Raw genomic sequence first — 16,990 nt, 5'->3', positions numbered from 1 at the left:
GCTCTCTTTTGCTTCAACACCTTTTTATTACTATAAGGACTCGGCATGTTCACATGCCTCGATTTTATGAAAACAATACCAATTCTTATTGCAGCATGCATTGCGCTATCTGGCTGCCAACCACAAACGACCATAACTTCGGACACGGAACTGTCTGTACGCGAAGATATGATCCAAGGTGAACTTGATAATGGCATGCGCTATATCTTAGTTGAAAATAACCGTCCAAAAGATCGTGTCTCGCTACAGCTTATTGTCCATGCGGGCTCACTAGATGAAGCGGAAGATCAAAAAGGCATTGCTCACTTGGTTGAGCACATGGCGTTCAACGGCACTGAACAATTTCCAGCGAATACCTTGATCGAACATCAAGAAGCGCTCGGAATGGTCTTTGGTCGTGATGTCAATGCGATGACTGAGTATTACACCACCTCCTATTTCCTTCATCTACCAAACAACTCAGACAAAATGCTGGATGAAGGCTTCAATATGCTTGCTCAGCAAGCAAGTGCGCTGGTATTCGAACAATACGAGCTAGAAAAAGAGCGCCCTGTTGTTGAAGAAGAATGGCGCAGTGGTCGAAATATGATGGCTCGCATTGGTTCAGCCAACCGCGAAATTTTGCTTAAAGATAGCCGCTTTGGAGACCGTGAACCCATTGGTGATATGGAACTGGTTCGCCATGTTGACGCAAGCCGCATCGAAGCATTTTGGCAAGATTGGTATCACCCAAATAACATGACAATGATCGTTGTTGGTGCGACAAACAAAGCAGAAGTAGAGAAGAAGCTGACACGTTTTTTTGCGCATCTACCTGCAAAAGAGTTGCCTAAACGCCCTGAGTTGAGCGTCCCTCTAGATAACCAGTTACGTATTGAAGTGATTGCCGACAGTGAAATCACAACGGAAGTATTGTCATTCAACTTCCGCGAACAAGAAGCACAGCCACATACTGAATCTGAACTGCGAAACCAGCTTCTCAATGAAATGACTATGCAGGTGCTTAACAAGCGCCTGCGTGAGCAATACCAAGTTGAGAGTGAACATGTCAGCAAAATGATGATGATGTCTCGCCCCATCGCAACCGACTATAGAAACAACCGCTTGATGGTATTACTGACTGGTAATGATTACCTAGCCACCGTCGATGAAGCCTTCGAACAGCTTAGTCGTTTTGCCGAACATGGTTTTGCTGAAGGCGATCTAACCTCCGTGCGCCAAAGTATTGTTAGTCGTTATACCCAAATGGCGGATTCACTGCGTACAACCACTAATCGCCGGGTAATGATGTCTATTTTTAATCGACTACGTTCGCAGTCACCAATAACGGATTCAGATCAACTTGCCGCTACGGTTAAAAAACTAACGGACGACATTACCTTGCAAGAGCTTAACACCCATCTTGATGGATTGATCGAGCAACTGAGCCCATTAGTGATTGCACAAATTAAACCAGAAAACCAAAGTAAGCTACCTACGGTAGACCAATTACAGCAAGCCTGGAATCACGCCAAAGCGAACCCACCAGCCGCAACTCTCCCAGTCACGACAAACAAGCCACTGATGGAAAGTATCCCTGCCGCAGCAGAGATTGTTTCGCATCAAGAAAAGGACGGTGTGCAAAGCTGGACTCTCGCAAATGGTGCAACAGTGTGGTTTGAGTACAGCGATGAAACGCCCAACCAATTATTGGTCGATTACCGAGGTTGGGGCGGCAGCCAACATTTGCCAAAAGAATTACGCCGCGCTGCGCTGCAACTGCGTCAGATGAGCAAATTTGGTTACGGTGGTTTTAACAGTGACCAGTTATCTATGCTCAATGCCACTTATCCGAACCGAATCATGGCATTCGTTAACCAAGACAGCCACGGGTTTATTGGTGCATCAGACGCCTCATCATTAGAAAATTGGCTGCAAAATTTACACCTTCAAATAACGCAACCACAAGTGGATGCGCAACTTTGGGCTGCGACACAGCAACTATTGGAACGTGGTATTGAAAACCGTATGACCAGCTCCAGCGGTCAATTCAATTCAGCTATCGATGCTATACGTTATGTAAACAACCCTGAGTTACTCAGCCTCACTAAAGCGGAATTGCATCAAATTGATGTTGAAGATTTACTCCAAGCATGGGAGCGACTATTTTCTAGCGCTAAAAACCATCAACTAATTGTTGTTGGTAATGCAAAGCCCGACCAGGTGATCTCGTTAGCCCAGCGCTATATCGGTTCTTTACCATCCGAATCATCATTCCCACCGATCAAACTGCCAAAACTGGGCAGTGGTGAGCACGATGTTCATGTTGCCGCGGGTGAAGAACCGATGGGCGTAACAAGTCTAATGTTCAACCAGGATCTGACCTACAGTATTGAGCGTGAAGATGAAGCCTACTTACTAAGCCGTATTCTCTCTAATCGCTTACGTGAATCGCTACGCGAAGCGTCTGGTGGCGTTTACTCGGTTCGATTTGGTATCCGCCTCGACCGTGATCGCGACCAAGCATACGGTCTGGTTAGCTACAGTCATGATCCTATTCGAGCGAAAGAGCTAAAAGCGAAAGCAATGGTAGAGCTTGATAATCTGTTAACCAAGGGCGTGGAGCAAGAAGAGTTAAATGAAGTGGTGACTCAAACTAAGCATGCCCTACAAGCCGACAATATTACTGACCGTCAGCGTATGAGTTACCTAAAAGCCGCCGTCCAATATGGTGACAGCTTCACTGCAGTCACTGATTACTTAGCATGGATAGACAGTGTGGAACCTCAGAATCTCAATGACTTAGCCAAGAAAGTCTTGATTACTAATAACTGGATTGATGCCTCACTAGTACCTGCAGAAAAAGAAACAACGACCAAACAATAAGCAACTTAAAATCAAGCACATATAGCTCTCGGCTGTATGTGCTTGCACTCTTTTAGGGGATATATGTCAATACTTAAACAGTTTGCTGTTATTGCTCGACCATATTGGTTTAGTCGAGCAAGCACAATAACTTGGCTAATACTCATTGCCACTGTCACTTTGTCGTTATTGCTCGTACAAGTGATGGTTAAGCTAAACCTATGGAATAAGCAATTTTTTGATGCATTAGCCGCATTAGATGGACCCGTTGTCTATCAATTATTGATGGAGTTTATCGGTTTGGTTGCGATCATTGTCGTAATGAAAGTGTACGCTAAATGGTTACAGCAATGGGTTGAAATACGTTGGCGTACGTGGCTAACCGAACGTTTTGTGACTCGCTGGCTAGGGGGACGAAACTTCTATCATTTAACCCTAACCGAAGAGCCGGATAACCCCGATCAGCGAATTGCAGAAGATATCAAACTGCTCACCACCGATACGCTGGAACTCTTTCTCGGCTTAATCAAAAGTATCGCAACACTCACGGCTTTCAGCGTGATCTTATGGAATCTTTCTAGTGACTTTCTACTGCCTCTATTTGATGACGTTAAAATATCAGGCTACCTACTTTGGCTCGCAGTCATTTACTCAATCTTAGGCGCTGGTGTGACGCACTTTTTTGGTCGAAAATTGCACCGCCTATTCTATCAACAGCAAAAGCGTGAGGCTCATTTTCGAGCACGTTTATTACGCTGCCGAGATAGCGCAGAACAGATCGCGTTAATGAATGGTCAAATGCGAGAAAAAGAACAACTCGATGCCCGTTTTAGCGACATAACAACAAACTGGAAAGCCCTAATGGGGCGTGAAAAAAAATTAGGAATGGTGGTAAATACCTACCACCAAATCGCCGCAATGGTCCCCTACTTTGCCGCCATTCCCGCTTTGATGGCGAAAGCGATCACCGTTGGCGGTTTGTTCCAAGTAAGGATGGCTTTCATGAAAGTCTATTCGTCATTAAGTTGGTTCATCTTTCGTTACGATGACCTCACCCGTTGGAGTGCCACTGTTGTTCGACTCGCGCAGTTTATCGATGCGATGGACGAATGCGAAGCGTTAGCGAAACAGAAAGACGATACGGCAGCTGCCACTTCAGGTATGACTGGACTTGCTTGCCAACAATTATCAATACAACGACCGGATGGACATCAGCTGCTAACAAACGTGAATTTGCAAGTAGACATCGGCGGCTCCATTTTGATCCGCGGTGCAAGTGGGCTAGGTAAATCAACATTTTTACGTACTCTTGCCGGGATCTGGCCGTTTTATCAAGGCAACTACCAGCAGCCAAGTATCAACACTTTATTGTTGCCGCAAAAACCGTATCTACCGCAAAGCACACTGCGCGAATGTTTGAGCTATCCACTCGTACCAACCAATGAAGATGAGATCTATTTGGCAGCATTAGACCATGTCGGGTTGAGCTCTCTAAAAAGTAAACTCGATGTCGATACTGAGTGGCAATTAAAGCTATCAGGAGGGGAACAACAAAAGCTCGCATTGGCGCGCGCATTGGTTCTCCAACCAGATACATTGATCTTAGATGAATCAACCAGCAACTTGGATGAACCTACTGCCCACGCTTTGATAGCTAAGTTGCGAACCTTGTTGCCATACAGCACGGTTATGATGGTTAGCCACCAAAGCCATCTTGTTGAATTGTTTGAAAGTGTGTTTGAGCTCAACACACCTATTCAGACTAATTCACCAGCACCAGCTTAACCTAGTGCTTGATTCTGTTGTCGATTTCGCCAAATCTCACTGGCGGATCCGATAACAGAATCACACTCCAATATCTCGACAATTCTCTCAAATGTTTTTATTTGCCGACCGCAAGTTTCGCTTGTTGTAATGTGTCTTCGATCGCCATATTGGTAATGTAACGACCATTGGCGTGTTCACAACAGTAGAACAAGGCATTACCTTGCGACTTTTCTGCCACGTATGTTGCCAATTCTAACGCTTTCTCGGCATCCGCCTTTACGCCATCACCGCGCAAATAAATATTGGCGAGTTGGTATTTTGCAATCAAAGCATCTGTGTTTTGATTAAAGTATCCCGATTTTCCAACAGCCCCTACCAATTCGCCATTCGCCCAAGCTCCTTCAGACTCTTGCTTCGCTGCCAGCTCATACCATTTAATAGCGGTCGGAATATCTTTATCCACCCCCGAACCTAGCTCGTATGCAACTCCCATACGTAACTGAGCCCAAGGTTCACCTCTGTCGGCTGCAGGTCGCAGTATATTGAATGCGCTATCGTAGTCGTAGTCAGTCCATGCCATATCAACGCTTCGTTCACCTGGATTTGGGTTTGGTCCCGCACATCCAGCCAAACCAATTAGCGCGAGTAACGTCATCACTTTCTTCATCATTTATCCTTGGGTTATCTGTTTAACAATAAACAGGGTAAAGAAATCAAAGCCATACCCACTTAGTGATGGCGCAATTGTGCCTTATGGCGAAAAAGTGATTCAAGCTATCAACGAATGAATGTCGTGTCACTTTTGAGATCTTTTACCATATTAACGAAATTGATGTGCAGTCGAACAAGAAAGATGCTTTTTAAGGCTTATTAAATACCAAGATGGCGAATAACACCTATCTATATAATGAGGATTAACTTAGCAGAAACAGTAAAAAAATTGAGTGGAAAACAAGCAACACTGTTTAATTAGCATGCCCCTCTCTGAGCAGAGACGCATGCTACTTACAAAAAATAGGCTCTTAAATGAAACCTTCAATATCAATTATTTTTCGCTAATTGAAGCATTCGCTCCTTCCATTTATCTCTTTGCTTTGGCGTCGAGTTCATCACCGGACCAATATAAGTCGATGATATTTTTTTAAACCCACAAAACTGTAGAATTGTGCGCTTTAACTGTTTGTGTACTGGATTGCCTTGAAACCAGCGATAATAAAATGGCGGGGTATCCATCGTTAACACTATATCCGCGGTTTTACCCTTTAATAGCTTCTCTGGGATGGATTTATTCTCATGATATTTAAAAGCGAAACCTGGTAAAAACGTTCTATCAAACAATCCTTTAAACTTTGCGGGCATTCCCCCCCACCAGACAGGCAAAATCAAAACCACGTGTTCCGACCATTGAATTAATTGTTGAAAATCAACCAAATCTGGCTCTAGAGGTTGGGTTATTCCATAGCCTTCACTTAAGTTAGGGTCAAACTGAAGCTCACTAAGAGAGACAATTTTTACATCATTAGATCGCTGACTCTCTTCCACATAGCGGTCTGCTAACTCACAACATAAACTGCCAGATTTCGGATTTCCATTTATCACTAGTACCTTTTTACTCATTTTCTTTTCCTTGTAAAAAGGCAGAGTTTAAACCTTCACCTATAGGGAAGAGTCAATCGCTATCTAAACACTCTTTAATCTGTTGATTATAAGTCGCTATTTTTTCTTTCTTGATTTCTAAGGAGGCGATTTCGATATCTATCTTTTTCTGCTTTTCGGCTAAGAATACAATCACGGTTGACCAATCCAATTCATTTCGTCCTACAAGCAATTTTTTTAAATCAGACAAACTCACACCAAGGGTCTGAGCCTCTCTAATTAGCTTTATAAATTCAACATCGCCTTGATCATAAACGCGATAGGTGCCCTCACGCTTAATCTGCACAAGTAAGCCTAGTGACTCATATAATCTAATTGCCTTGGGGCTCGCACCTGTTTTCTTTGAAACCTCACCTATAAACAACTTATTACTCCATTATCGACAAGCGCGACAGTCGATACCGTCTATGTCATTTGCCTTATCTCTACATAAGCAAAAGTTTACCTTATAAGTAGCACCCACAACGATAGTTGATGGTTAATACTCTACAATTTGCGATAAGCTCTCATGTTTCAATTTGAGGGCTCACATATAGATCAAATTTTGCTTATAAAAAAAACGATACCAAAAGGTATCGCTTTCTAGAGATCAGCACATATAACTGCAGGCAAATTCGCCCTACTATTTATTCTTAGCGCGGATCATTCGATACAAGCGGCTACGACGCTCTGCTTCACCTTGGTTCGAGTCACTTGGATTGTTCATACGTGACTTGCGGTTTTTAAACGCAGATTTTGAATGCATTTTATCCAGCAACGCATCACGGTTCTTCGGCTCGTAACCTTCAAGTTCTTTACGGTAAATACGTTGACCAATCAGAGTTTCGACCTGTTGCAACGTCAACTCTTCTTCGCGGTTCACAAACGAGACTGCGTGACCTTTCTGCCCTGCTCGACCAGTACGACCGATACGGTGAACGTAGTCTTCTGCCAAGAAAGGCATATCAAAATTCACTACATGTGGTAGGTTTTGAATATCCAAACCACGTGCGGCAACATCAGTTGCAATCATCACTCGCGCTTTACCTTCTTTGAACTCATCTAGAGCACGACGACGTGCGCTTTGCGCTTTATCACCATGGCAAAGCACAGCTTTAATACCATCTAACTTAAGCTCTTTAACCAATTCGTTCGCTGTTTCTTTGTAGTTAACGAATACCAGAACTTGCTTCCAGTTTTTGCGACCAATCAATTCAGACAGTAGTTCACGTTTGCGTTCTTGCTCGACAGGGTAAACAACGTGTGCGACGGTTTCTGCGGTTACGTTTTCACGCGAGATGGCAATACGTTTTGGCTGACGAAGGATTTGACCTGCCAGCGTATTCATTTGGGTAGAGAATGTCGCAGAGAACAGCATGGTTTGTGGCTTAGTTGTCACCCCAGACATGATTTTCTCAATCGCAGAAATAAAGCCCATATCAAGCATGCGATCGGCTTCATCGAATACAAGGAATTCTAAATTAACCAGAGAAACGTTTTTCAACTCTAGGTGCTCAATTAAGCGACCAGGTGTTGCCACCAAAATATCAACACCGTTTTCGAGTGCTTTTTCTTGAGAGGACATTTTTGCGCCACCGTAGATAGCGACTGTCTTAAGCTCGGTATATTTGGTGTAATCTTGAATATTCTGCGCAATTTGAGCAGCAAGCTCACGCGTAGGTGCCAAAATCACTGCACGTGCTTGATGGCGGTTAGAAGATTTTGGTTTGTCTAAAATGTTCTGCACGATCGGCAATGCAAATGCAGCAGTTTTACCCGTACCCGTTTGAGCATTAGCTAGGATGTCGTGCCCACGACGAGCCAACGGAATCGCTTTTTGTTGAACAGGGGTTAACTTCTCATAACCACATTCAGTAAGAGCTTTAACGATTTCTGGTGAAAAATTTTGTGAGGCAAATGACATTTCTTGTTCCTAAAACTACCGGGGAATGCCAAAAATAAGCATTACCGAAAACACGGTCGGTGATTATAGTGCAAGAATGATGATGTTGGGACTTATTTCGGAAAATAGTTGTATTTCGCGACTTAATAACCAAAGGGTTGTGAATAATCAACTATGTTTACCGTTGCCAACAGACATTAGCGCAACGCTGAGTGGGATAATTCAGTTATCCAACGAATCGTGTCAGCAAACACCTTCTGATTGTCTTTACCAATCGTAAAATATAGATTCAACTCAATCGACTTACTGTCACTCAACTCTTTCAGCTTAACCTCAAACAACTCACCGGACTTGAGATAGTCTCTCATGTATTCTTCTGGCATTGCCGCCCAGCCGTGATACTTAATCAATTCACAGAGCAAATCATTATTGCTAACCACTTGCATCTTGGGTGATACCCTCGCATAGCCGACATCCATCACTAGAAAATTTTCGGTAATGTATTGGGTCTCATTTTGTAAGTTAGCCATACTCACTCTGCTCTGTTTTATCAACGGCGAATCTTTACCGACATAACACTTTAAATGCAACGGTCCTAAATTAACCCATGTAACATCGACTTCAGGAAACAGCATATCCCGATTGGGCATGAGAACAAGGTCGGCGCTACCTTGCTGTAGCATGTCGAGGGCTTCTTGCCTTGTACGATGCAGCCAATTAACGGACAACATGGGATAATGTTGTCGTATGCGCTGCTCAACTTTCACCATTAAACCCAGCGGTACAATGACATCATGCACAATATTAATGGTGTGTATCTCGAATTCATATAATGCTTGGCTATAGCAACAAAGTTCGCGATTCTGCTTTTCCACAACTTTTGCATGAAAGTAGAGTTGCTCAGCTTTGTCACTCGGCACAGCCTTTCTACCATCGATGGTAAATAATGGGTAACCAAGTGTATCTTCATAGGTCATTACGTGCTCACGTACTGTTGTGCGCGACTTACCTAAATGTTTTGCTGCGGCGCTATAAGAGCCGAGCTCATAAACCGCAACAAATGCATTGAGTTGCTCTATCGTATGCATCGCCTTTGTCTCCTAATGAACCTTTAACGCCGAAGTTTGAACGTAATACCCTAACATAAGTAACTTTTTATTGGCGAACCATCGATTCATAATCACTCAATTGATTATAAATACATCGTTATATTATGCAGCTACCCAATGCGTTAAGCCGATCTCCCTCTATATTCAGCTACCTAGACAAAGGGTTGTTAAAAAGCTTAATTAGCGTCGCGATCCCTGTCACCCTGCAAACCGTTTTGTTCTCGAGTAAAGGCGTCATCGATGTGATTATGCTTGGACAACTCTCAGAATTTGATGTTGCCGCAGCAGGCATAGCGACTAAAGCTCTTTTTGTTCTCACTATTTTGTTATCTGGCATTGCTACAGGTGGCGCTATGCTGGCAGCACAGCACTTTGGCGCCAATGATGAACATGGGTTGAAAAGAAGCATTGGACTCACTTGGCTTGTAAGTTGTGCCCTCACCTTAGTCACCTTATTTTTATTACTGCTTTTTTCACCCTATGTGATTGGACTTGCCAGTCAAGACGTGAATATTATCGCGCTAGCAAAAACATACTTACTCTATGCTGCGCCTTCACTACTATTTATGGCTTATCAAAGTAGTATTGCCGCTGGGTTGCGATCCATTCATCAAGCATCGACTGCCACATTATTTTCAGCCATCGGTATCATTCTCAATATTATATTTAATTGGGTACTCATTTTTGGGCTATTTGGTCTTCCAGCGCTCGGTATTAAGGGCGCGGCCATAGGCACAACTTTAGCTGCGGCGTTTGAGAGCTTTGCATTGTTTATTTTCCTCAAATCTCGCCGGCATTTGCTATTGATAAATTTTCGTCAATTATTCTCGTCGCTTGACGCAAGCCATCTAAGAAATTTTGCTCAACTAACCGTGCCCACAACCTGCAACTTTCTTCTTTGGGCGTTGGGCGTTTTTGCCTACACCGCAATCATGGGCAGTACAGGGACGCAAGGTCTGGTGGTACTGACCATCATCTCACCTATCGAAGCGTTTTCTCTAAGTATTCTAACCGGCATTGCGAATGCCTCGGCAGTCGTCGTCGGCAACAATTTAGGCGCGAAAGAGTTCCAACGAGCTTATTATCAATCGATCTTCTTTGTTTTTATCGCACTAGTCTGTAATGCCGTCGTGGCTTTGCTTTTGTACTTCAATATGAGCAATACATTGTCATGGTTCTCGGCGTTAACTCCCGACACCTTAGAATTAGCGCAATCATTTTATTTAATTTTGTGCTTCGGTATTGTGGTGCGCTCTTTACCGACAATTATGGTGGTCGGTGTCTTACGCTCTGGTGGAGATGTGAAGTTTTGTCTTTACCAAGACCTGCTCACGCAATGGTTACTCGGTATTCCTATTGCCGCGATATGTGCATTATGGCTAAAGCTAGAACCCGATATTGTTTTTATGGTGTTTTTCTTAGAAGCGATATTTAAATGGTTTTCTTGTGTCTACCGATTTAGAACCAAAAAATGGATGAACCACCTAGTTTCCGAATCTTAATCGTCAATACTTTAAGGCTTACTTTATGAATTTCCTTTCTCTCTATGAAACTTACGGTATCGCGCTCGCACTCGTTACCTTTGTCATTCTCTATGTCTATATTCACTACAAATACATTCGACATCATGCCTTGCACAAACGATTTTTGGCTGCGTTATGGGCGTTGATGAAAAACACCATTCATGGTGAACACATTCGAACTCTCGGTTATAAAGAAGAGCAAGATCAGCAAAAAAATAGTGAAGCAAAATAGCAACACCTTGATCGCTAGCTATGTGATACCGGTTAAATATGTCTATTCGAAAAGAGTAAAGCGGAGGATTTATGGAGGAAGGTATTGTCTTGAAGCAAAACAATTTGAACTGAATTGTCTACAAACAAACAGGACCTAAAATAGATCTAGGTCCTGTATAGAGGTGAGCATACATAACAATTATGACGAACCCATTCAATTCGGCTTGGTGACATAAATACCACCCTGCTTGAATTATGGTTTGTCTAACTAATTAGCAGTAGTACGCTTCAACTGTGCCTTTTAGCGTCATCAACAATGGTTGACCGCGGCGGTCTAGCGCTTTGTGCGCAGCCACTTTAACCCAACCTTCACTGATGCAGTATTCTTCAACATCAGTACGCTCTTTGCCATTTAAGCGGATACCGATTTGGTGTTCAAAAACTTCTGCTACATAGAACGGGCTACGTGGGTTACCTGAAAGGTGATCCGGTAAAGCTGGAAGCGATTTAGTGTCGTTCATGTTCATGACCTGTAATAAATAAAATCGCGCCATTCTAGTGAATATAGCCTTAGCGCTCAAGCGCTTCCTCACATAAGAATGGTCACTATTACTGCGATTGGGCAAAAAACTAGTGTGATAATGCGATATCGCGCTGAGTAACACTGACCCCTTTGATTTGCGCGTATACCTTCATACCTATTTCTAAACCGAGATCTTCTCTCGCCCAAGCGGTTATGGTTGCCCACAAATAACAATCAGGCGCCAATTTGAGTTTAACCGAAACACTTTGACGGTGGCTACCGTGGCTTTGGGTTTGCAACTCGACAATTTCTGCAGGCAAGACATTTCGTATCGAACTGCGCTCAGGCTTATCTAGGTTAATCGAGACATCATTAGCACGAACTTGCAGACGAACATTACTTTGCAACTGTTCTTCAACCTTTTGTACCCATAGCATGACACCTTCTGCCAATTCAAGTCCAGACAGCGCATATTCCTCAATTTGCTCAATCAACTTAGCTTCAAATAACGAGCTTTGACCCGCGAAGGATTGCCACGGACGCATCGCATTTGAGGCCCATACTTGCTCGATAGAACCCGTCGTCACTACCTTGCCCTGATCCACAACCACGATGTGATCAGCAAGACGAATGATTTCATTCAGGCTATGTGTGACATAGAGGATAGGAATATTGACATTGTTGGCTAAGTGCTCCAAAAATGGCAACACCTCACGCTTTCGCGGCAAGTCCAGTGATGCTAACGGCTCATCCATGAGTAATATATCGGGTTTGGTCAGCAACGCTCTACCAATCGCGACTCGCTGCTTCTCACCACCAGAGAGTTCAATAGGAAAGCGGTCTAATAGCATTCTTAACTCAAGTAAATCGACAATTTGATTAAAGTAGTCGTTGTCACTTTCCGGAGCGCCATAAAGTAGGTTGCCTTTCACACGGTAATGAGGAAATAGGCGCGACTCTTGAAAGACATAACCAATTCGCCGCTGACGTGTTGGAATATTAATTCCCGCTTGTTGGCAAAACAGTATGCGGTGGTTTATCTCAATTCGTCCTGAATCTAACTGGGTTAAACCAGCAACAGCGTTAATCAACGTCGTTTTACCCGCTCCAGAACGACCGAATATAGCGGTTATCCCCTGCGCTGGTAGCTCAACATTAATATCAAATGCGGTATTGCCAAGATTTTGTCTAAATTCTATCTTTAGTTTGTTCATTGCTTCGCCCCTAATCGACGAGAGCATTGCCTCGACATCCACTCAGAGACCAACAAAGAACTCAACGCTATAACAACCGAAATAACACACAATCGCATCGCTTCGAGTTCCGAACCTGGTGTTTCGATAAAAGTGTACATGGCTAGAGGGATGGTTTGCGTTTCACCAGGAATGTTAGAGACAAAACTAATGGTCGCACCAAACTCACCAAGGCTACGGGCGAAGGCAAGCATAGTACCAGTAATAATGCCCGGTAATGTTAACGGTAAAGTGATCGTAAAAAAGACTTTAATCGGAGAAGCACCTAATGTAGACGCGGCTTGTTCTAATTTACTGTCGACATTTTCAAAGCTCAGCCGAATGGCGCGAACCATCAAGGGTAGTGCCACTACAATACTGGCGAGCACGGCCCCTTTCCAATTAAAAGCAAAAGAGAGACCGAATGATTCATAAAGCCATTCACCAACAATACCTTTGCGCCCCATAACCACCAACAGTAGATAACCGATAACCACAGGAGGAAGAACGAGAGGTAAGTGAATCAAACTATCAATGATGGATTTACCGACAAATTGCTTTTTCGCAAGCAACCACGCGAGTGATACCCCTATTGGAATCAACCATACAACCGCATAGAGCGAAACTTTAATACTTAAGATAAGCGCCTGGTATTCGTATTCTGAAAGCAAACCGTAACCTCTAGTTAAAACCATACTCTACAAGCGTTTTACTTGCGCTTTCACTAAGTAGAAACTGCATAAACTGCGTCACCGATTGAGAAGCCGTTAGTTGCACCAGTGGGTAGCGAATCGGGTCATGAGAAGCTTCGTCAAATGTGTGCATAACACGTACTTTTTCAGACACCATCACATCAGATTGATAAACGATTCCTAATGCAGCTTCACCTCGCTCCACCAGCGTTAATGAAATACGAACGTTGCTGGTTGGTGCTAAGTGTTTACTTAACCCCGCCCACACACCTAAAGATTCAAGCGATTGTTTTGCATAAATGCCCGCAGGCACGGCGTTAGGTTGACCAATAGCTAGGCGGCTATCTTTAAGCATATTTAACCACGAACTTTGTTGAGTAATATCCAACTCACCTACGGTACCTTTTGGCGCAATGACCACTAAACGATTCTGGCTAAAGATATGAATATCTTCTTGCTTCGCGACACCTTGCCTCTCGAGGTGTTTTACCCAGAGCTCATTGGCGGAAATAAACAAATCAGCAGGGGCACCTTGTTCAACTTGTCTTGCTAATGACGAAGACCCACCATAAATAGCGACGATATCGACATCATGCGTGTTCTCGTATTGGGTGATTAGTTCATTTAGTGCGTTGGTTAAAGAGGATGCTGCATAAACTCGAATGGTTTGCTGAGATGATGCATCTTGAGCAAACGAGATTTGAGAAAACACCACCATAGTAAAGAGCAGCGACACGCATTGGGTAAATCGTTTTAACGTAAACATCATTATTGATTGCCTAATTCAGGCCACAGTAAATCCAACTTTAAATGTTCTTCAATCGCATCAGCAATACGATTGATTGCTCGCTCTTGGTTGGCGTGATGGTCGACAGTAGCAATATTTTCAGCCCCCATCCACTCACAAAGTAATGAAAGCGCTTGTGCATCATCAAACACACCATGTAGATAAGTACCAAACAGTTGCCCACAGTCACTGACACTGCCATCCATCTGTCCGCCCTCAAGCAAAATAGGTTGTTGACCTTCAATGGTGCTCTCACCAGCATGGATTTCATACCCTGATACTGTGGCTTGTTTACCAAGTAAGTTTAGTTGACCTTTTACTTTAGTCAGCTTTTTGTGGGTGGTCATTGTGGTGACTGTATCTAAGTAACCTAAACCTGGTGTTGTTCCCGGTTCGCCTTCAATTCCAAGAGGATCATTTACCTCTTTTCCTAGCATTTGAAAGCCGCCACAAATACCAAGCACTTTTCCGCCAAATCGTAAATGCTTCGCGATTTCTTTATCCCAGCCTTGGCTGCGTAAATAAGCCAAATCTGAACGTGTTGATTTTGAACCAGGTAATATGATCACATCGGCACCCGAAAGCGACTGACCTTTACCTATATATTGCAAGTCAATGTCGGGATGCTGTCGTAACACATCAAAATCTGTGTGATTACTAATTCGAGTAAACACCGGAACTTTAATCACCAACTTAGCTTGCTCTGAGAGTTGTTGTTGGTTATCTATTGCGTCTTCTGCTTCTAAGTCAAAGCCGTGCAGATATGGCAGCACGCCAATCACAGGTTTACCGGTTTTTTCTTCCAACCAATCAAGCCCCGATTGAAGTAGTGCAATATCACCTCGGAAGCGATTAATGACAAAACCAATCACCCGATCTTGCTCACTTTGAGAGAGTAATTCTAACGTGCCATATAGATGAGCAAATACACCACCTCTATCAATGTCCGCGACGATAATGACCGGAACATCCGCTTTTTCAGCGAACCCCATATTGGCAATATCATTTGCCCGTAGGTTTATCTCCGCAGGGCTGCCTGCACCCTCAATCATGATGGAATCAAACTCATCAACCAATCGTTCAAAAGAGTCAATAACCGTATCCATCGCGATACGCTTATAGTCGTGGTAACCCGTCGCTTCCATATTGGTTAAAGCTTTGCCTTGCAAAATAACCTGAGCGCCAGTATCAGAATTTGGTTTTAACAATACTGGATTCATATGTACTGTCGGCTCAATATTACAAGCAGCAGCCTGAACCGCTTGCGCTCGACCTATTTCACCACCGTCACGTGTTACAGCACTGTTTAGTGCCATGTTTTGCGGTTTAAAAGGTGCAACATTAATGCCCTTTCGCGCCAATACTCGACACAAACCAGCAACCAATACACTTTTGCCTGCATCAGAAGTTGTGCCTTGAACCATTAACGCCTTGAACGGTGGATACATATTAACCAGCTATATTATTGATTACTTTGTAAGAATGATATCGGCTTTAGAATGCTAATACTAATAAAAATATGAATGGAAAATGAATGCTGTCATCAGTATTAGTTCACATTGCTTATTGTTTAATAGCACCATCAAACAAAGGCACGACATTAAACAATTAGCATTAAGGAAACCCCATGAAAAAGATTATCGCAGCAGCTGTACTTATCCTTGCTCCTACTATCGCTCTTGCTGGTGGAGATCAACAGCACAACCAAAATATGATTCAATATAAGGGGCCCGTTGAACTCACAAACTTGACCAACTTACTTGCTGATAGCAGCATGTTCACCGAACAAAAAGTGGTCTTAGAAGGTAAATTAATACGTCAACTTGACCATGAAAACTTCATTTTCAGCGATGGCGAATCAGAAGTTAGAGTAGAGCTTGATGATGACATTGTGTTGAAACAAACACTTGACGCGACTACTCAGGTTAGGCTGTTTGGTGAGTTTGAAGGTGGCAGCACACCTGAGATAGAGGTTGATCGCATTCAAGTGCTATAAATCTTTAAGATTTAAAGGTAAAATAACTAACAAGGTCTGCCTATGCAGGCCTTTTCTGTGTCTGTGCTGATCGTTGGAGAATTACCTTGAAGAAAACCGTCCTTTTAGCTGCTTTAGCCTGTTCGATGGCTGCACCAGCTGCTCTAGCTAACAATTTTAGTTATAACTATTTAGAGTTTAGAACATCAATCGATCCACGTTTCTCTGGCACTGAATTTAGCTTGATGATGCTTGAAAACGTGCATTTTGTCGCCAGAGCGGACAGCCAATTTGATGGCGACGCTGATGTTGCGGCTGGATTTGGCTTTAATGGTCCAATTAACCAATTTGCCGATGTCTTTGGACAAGCACTGGTACACAGCATCAGTTATCCTGACTCTTACAATAAAGATCGCGAAACTGTTCCGGAATTTAACATTGGCTTACGTATGTGGTTAACAGATCAGATTGAAGCGACAACGCGTATGGGTCGACTCGATGAAAGCTCGGTGTTCCATGCAGGTGTTCGTTTCCATTCAACGTCCCAACTATCGCTTTCAGCAGAAACCCGTAATTACGGCATTTACGGCCCTCAAATCACCATGTCGGTGCGCTTCCAGTACTAATTACGCCACAGATACACCGCTATTGATATTGTGTTAATCAAGGTTAAATTGACTACAACATCAATAGCGTGCTTTAACGTGAGCAACATCAAGATTTCAACTCATTAACATACTTTTCCGTACAGCGTTTGATATTCTGCGCTGGCTCATATGTTGATGTA

16 protein-coding genes are annotated in these 16,990 nt (G+C 43.3%); 6 read left to right on the top strand and 10 right to left on the bottom strand.

The features are described from left to right. The first annotated feature begins 45 nt into the window (after positions 1–45). Together H2O73_RS16670 and H2O73_RS16665 are read left to right on the top strand one after the other, a co-directional pair. Positions 46–2,865 carry a M16 family metallopeptidase gene (locus H2O73_RS16670; RefSeq protein ID WP_182110058.1) on the top strand — a complete coding sequence of 940 codons (2,820 nt, stop codon included), beginning with the start codon at positions 46–48 and terminating at the stop codon, positions 2,863–2,865. A 63-nt stretch (positions 2,866–2,928) separates the two neighbouring features. Beyond that, positions 2,929–4,629 (top strand): ABC transporter ATP-binding protein/permease, encoded by a 1,701-nt coding sequence (locus H2O73_RS16665; protein ID WP_182110057.1) that lies wholly within the window; start codon positions 2,929–2,931, stop codon positions 4,627–4,629. A gap of 97 nt (positions 4,630–4,726) precedes the next feature. Here the strand turns inward: H2O73_RS16665 and H2O73_RS16660 are convergent, their stop codons facing one another. From H2O73_RS16660 to H2O73_RS16640, 5 genes are all read right to left on the bottom strand, one after another. After that, entirely contained in the window at positions 4,727–5,278 is a 552-nt protein-coding gene (locus tag H2O73_RS16660) for a tetratricopeptide repeat protein (protein WP_220457635.1), read from the bottom strand. A gap of 374 nt (positions 5,279–5,652) precedes the next feature. Further along, positions 5,653–6,228, bottom strand: a complete 576-nt coding sequence (locus H2O73_RS16655; protein WP_182110056.1) for an NAD(P)H-dependent oxidoreductase — start codon at positions 6,226–6,228, stop codon at positions 5,653–5,655. A gap of 52 nt (positions 6,229–6,280) precedes the next feature. Further along, positions 6,281–6,631 (bottom strand): MerR family transcriptional regulator, encoded by a 351-nt coding sequence (locus H2O73_RS16650; protein ID WP_182110055.1) that lies wholly within the window; start codon positions 6,629–6,631, stop codon positions 6,281–6,283. A 258-nt stretch (positions 6,632–6,889) separates the two neighbouring features. Then, positions 6,890–8,170, bottom strand: coding sequence for a DEAD/DEAH box helicase (locus H2O73_RS16645; protein ID WP_182110054.1), 1,281 nt, complete (start codon positions 8,168–8,170; stop codon positions 6,890–6,892). A gap of 176 nt (positions 8,171–8,346) precedes the next feature. Next, complete coding sequence (locus tag H2O73_RS16640; RefSeq protein ID WP_182110053.1) at positions 8,347–9,237, bottom strand: LysR family transcriptional regulator; 891 nt, start codon at positions 9,235–9,237, stop codon at positions 8,347–8,349. 125 nt (positions 9,238–9,362) lie between these two features. On the opposite strand from H2O73_RS16640, the gene H2O73_RS16635 reads away from it, so the two are divergent. Beyond that, entirely contained in the window at positions 9,363–10,760 is a 1,398-nt protein-coding gene (locus H2O73_RS16635) for an MATE family efflux transporter (RefSeq protein WP_182110052.1), read from the top strand. 25 nt (positions 10,761–10,785) lie between these two features. Continuing rightward, a complete protein-coding gene (locus H2O73_RS16630; RefSeq protein ID WP_182110051.1) occupies positions 10,786–11,013 on the top strand; it encodes a hypothetical protein in 228 nt (75 codons plus the stop codon). Between the two features lie 253 nt (positions 11,014–11,266). Here the strand turns inward: H2O73_RS16630 and H2O73_RS16625 are convergent, their stop codons facing one another. The 5 genes from H2O73_RS16625 to H2O73_RS16605 all read right to left on the bottom strand — a co-directional run bounded on the left by H2O73_RS16625 (position 11,267) and on the right by H2O73_RS16605 (position 15,676). Then, positions 11,267–11,521 carry a DUF3297 family protein gene (locus H2O73_RS16625; RefSeq protein WP_220457639.1) on the bottom strand — a complete coding sequence of 85 codons (255 nt, stop codon included), beginning with the start codon at positions 11,519–11,521 and terminating at the stop codon, positions 11,267–11,269. A 103-nt stretch (positions 11,522–11,624) separates the two neighbouring features. Beyond that, the gene (gene modC / locus H2O73_RS16620; protein ID WP_182110049.1) at positions 11,625–12,731 is read right to left on the bottom strand and encodes a molybdenum ABC transporter ATP-binding protein ModC; all 1,107 of its coding nucleotides are present in this window, start codon (positions 12,729–12,731) and stop codon (positions 11,625–11,627) included. Further along, the gene (modB, locus tag H2O73_RS16615; RefSeq protein WP_182110048.1) at positions 12,728–13,444 is read right to left on the bottom strand and encodes a molybdate ABC transporter permease subunit; all 717 of its coding nucleotides are present in this window, start codon (positions 13,442–13,444) and stop codon (positions 12,728–12,730) included. Before modB ends, modC begins: the two co-directional genes overlap by 4 nt. Beyond that, complete coding sequence (gene modA / locus H2O73_RS16610; RefSeq protein ID WP_246335957.1) at positions 13,431–14,210, bottom strand: molybdate ABC transporter substrate-binding protein; 780 nt, start codon at positions 14,208–14,210, stop codon at positions 13,431–13,433. Before modA ends, modB begins: the two co-directional genes overlap by 14 nt. After that, on the bottom strand, positions 14,210–15,676 hold the full coding sequence (locus tag H2O73_RS16605) for a cobyric acid synthase (protein ID WP_182110047.1): 1,467 nt from the start codon (positions 15,674–15,676) through the stop codon (positions 14,210–14,212). The genes modA and H2O73_RS16605 overlap by 1 nt, the downstream gene beginning before the upstream one ends. Before the next feature lie 179 nt (positions 15,677–15,855). Between H2O73_RS16605 and H2O73_RS16600 the strand changes: the two genes are divergently transcribed. Together H2O73_RS16600 and H2O73_RS16595 are read left to right on the top strand one after the other, a co-directional pair. Further along, positions 15,856–16,224, top strand: coding sequence for a YgiW/YdeI family stress tolerance OB fold protein (locus tag H2O73_RS16600; protein ID WP_182110046.1), 369 nt, complete (start codon positions 15,856–15,858; stop codon positions 16,222–16,224). Positions 16,225–16,349: 125 nt separating this feature from the next. Further along, the gene (locus H2O73_RS16595; RefSeq protein ID WP_182110101.1) at positions 16,350–16,829 is read left to right on the top strand and encodes a hypothetical protein; all 480 of its coding nucleotides are present in this window, start codon (positions 16,350–16,352) and stop codon (positions 16,827–16,829) included. The last annotated feature ends 161 nt before the right edge of the window (positions 16,830–16,990 follow it).

It is taken from the genome of Vibrio marinisediminis (assembly GCF_014050145.1).
Lineage (GTDB): Bacteria > Pseudomonadota > Gammaproteobacteria > Enterobacterales > Vibrionaceae > Vibrio > Vibrio marinisediminis.
This window is presented reverse-complemented; position numbering and strand designations above follow the sequence as displayed.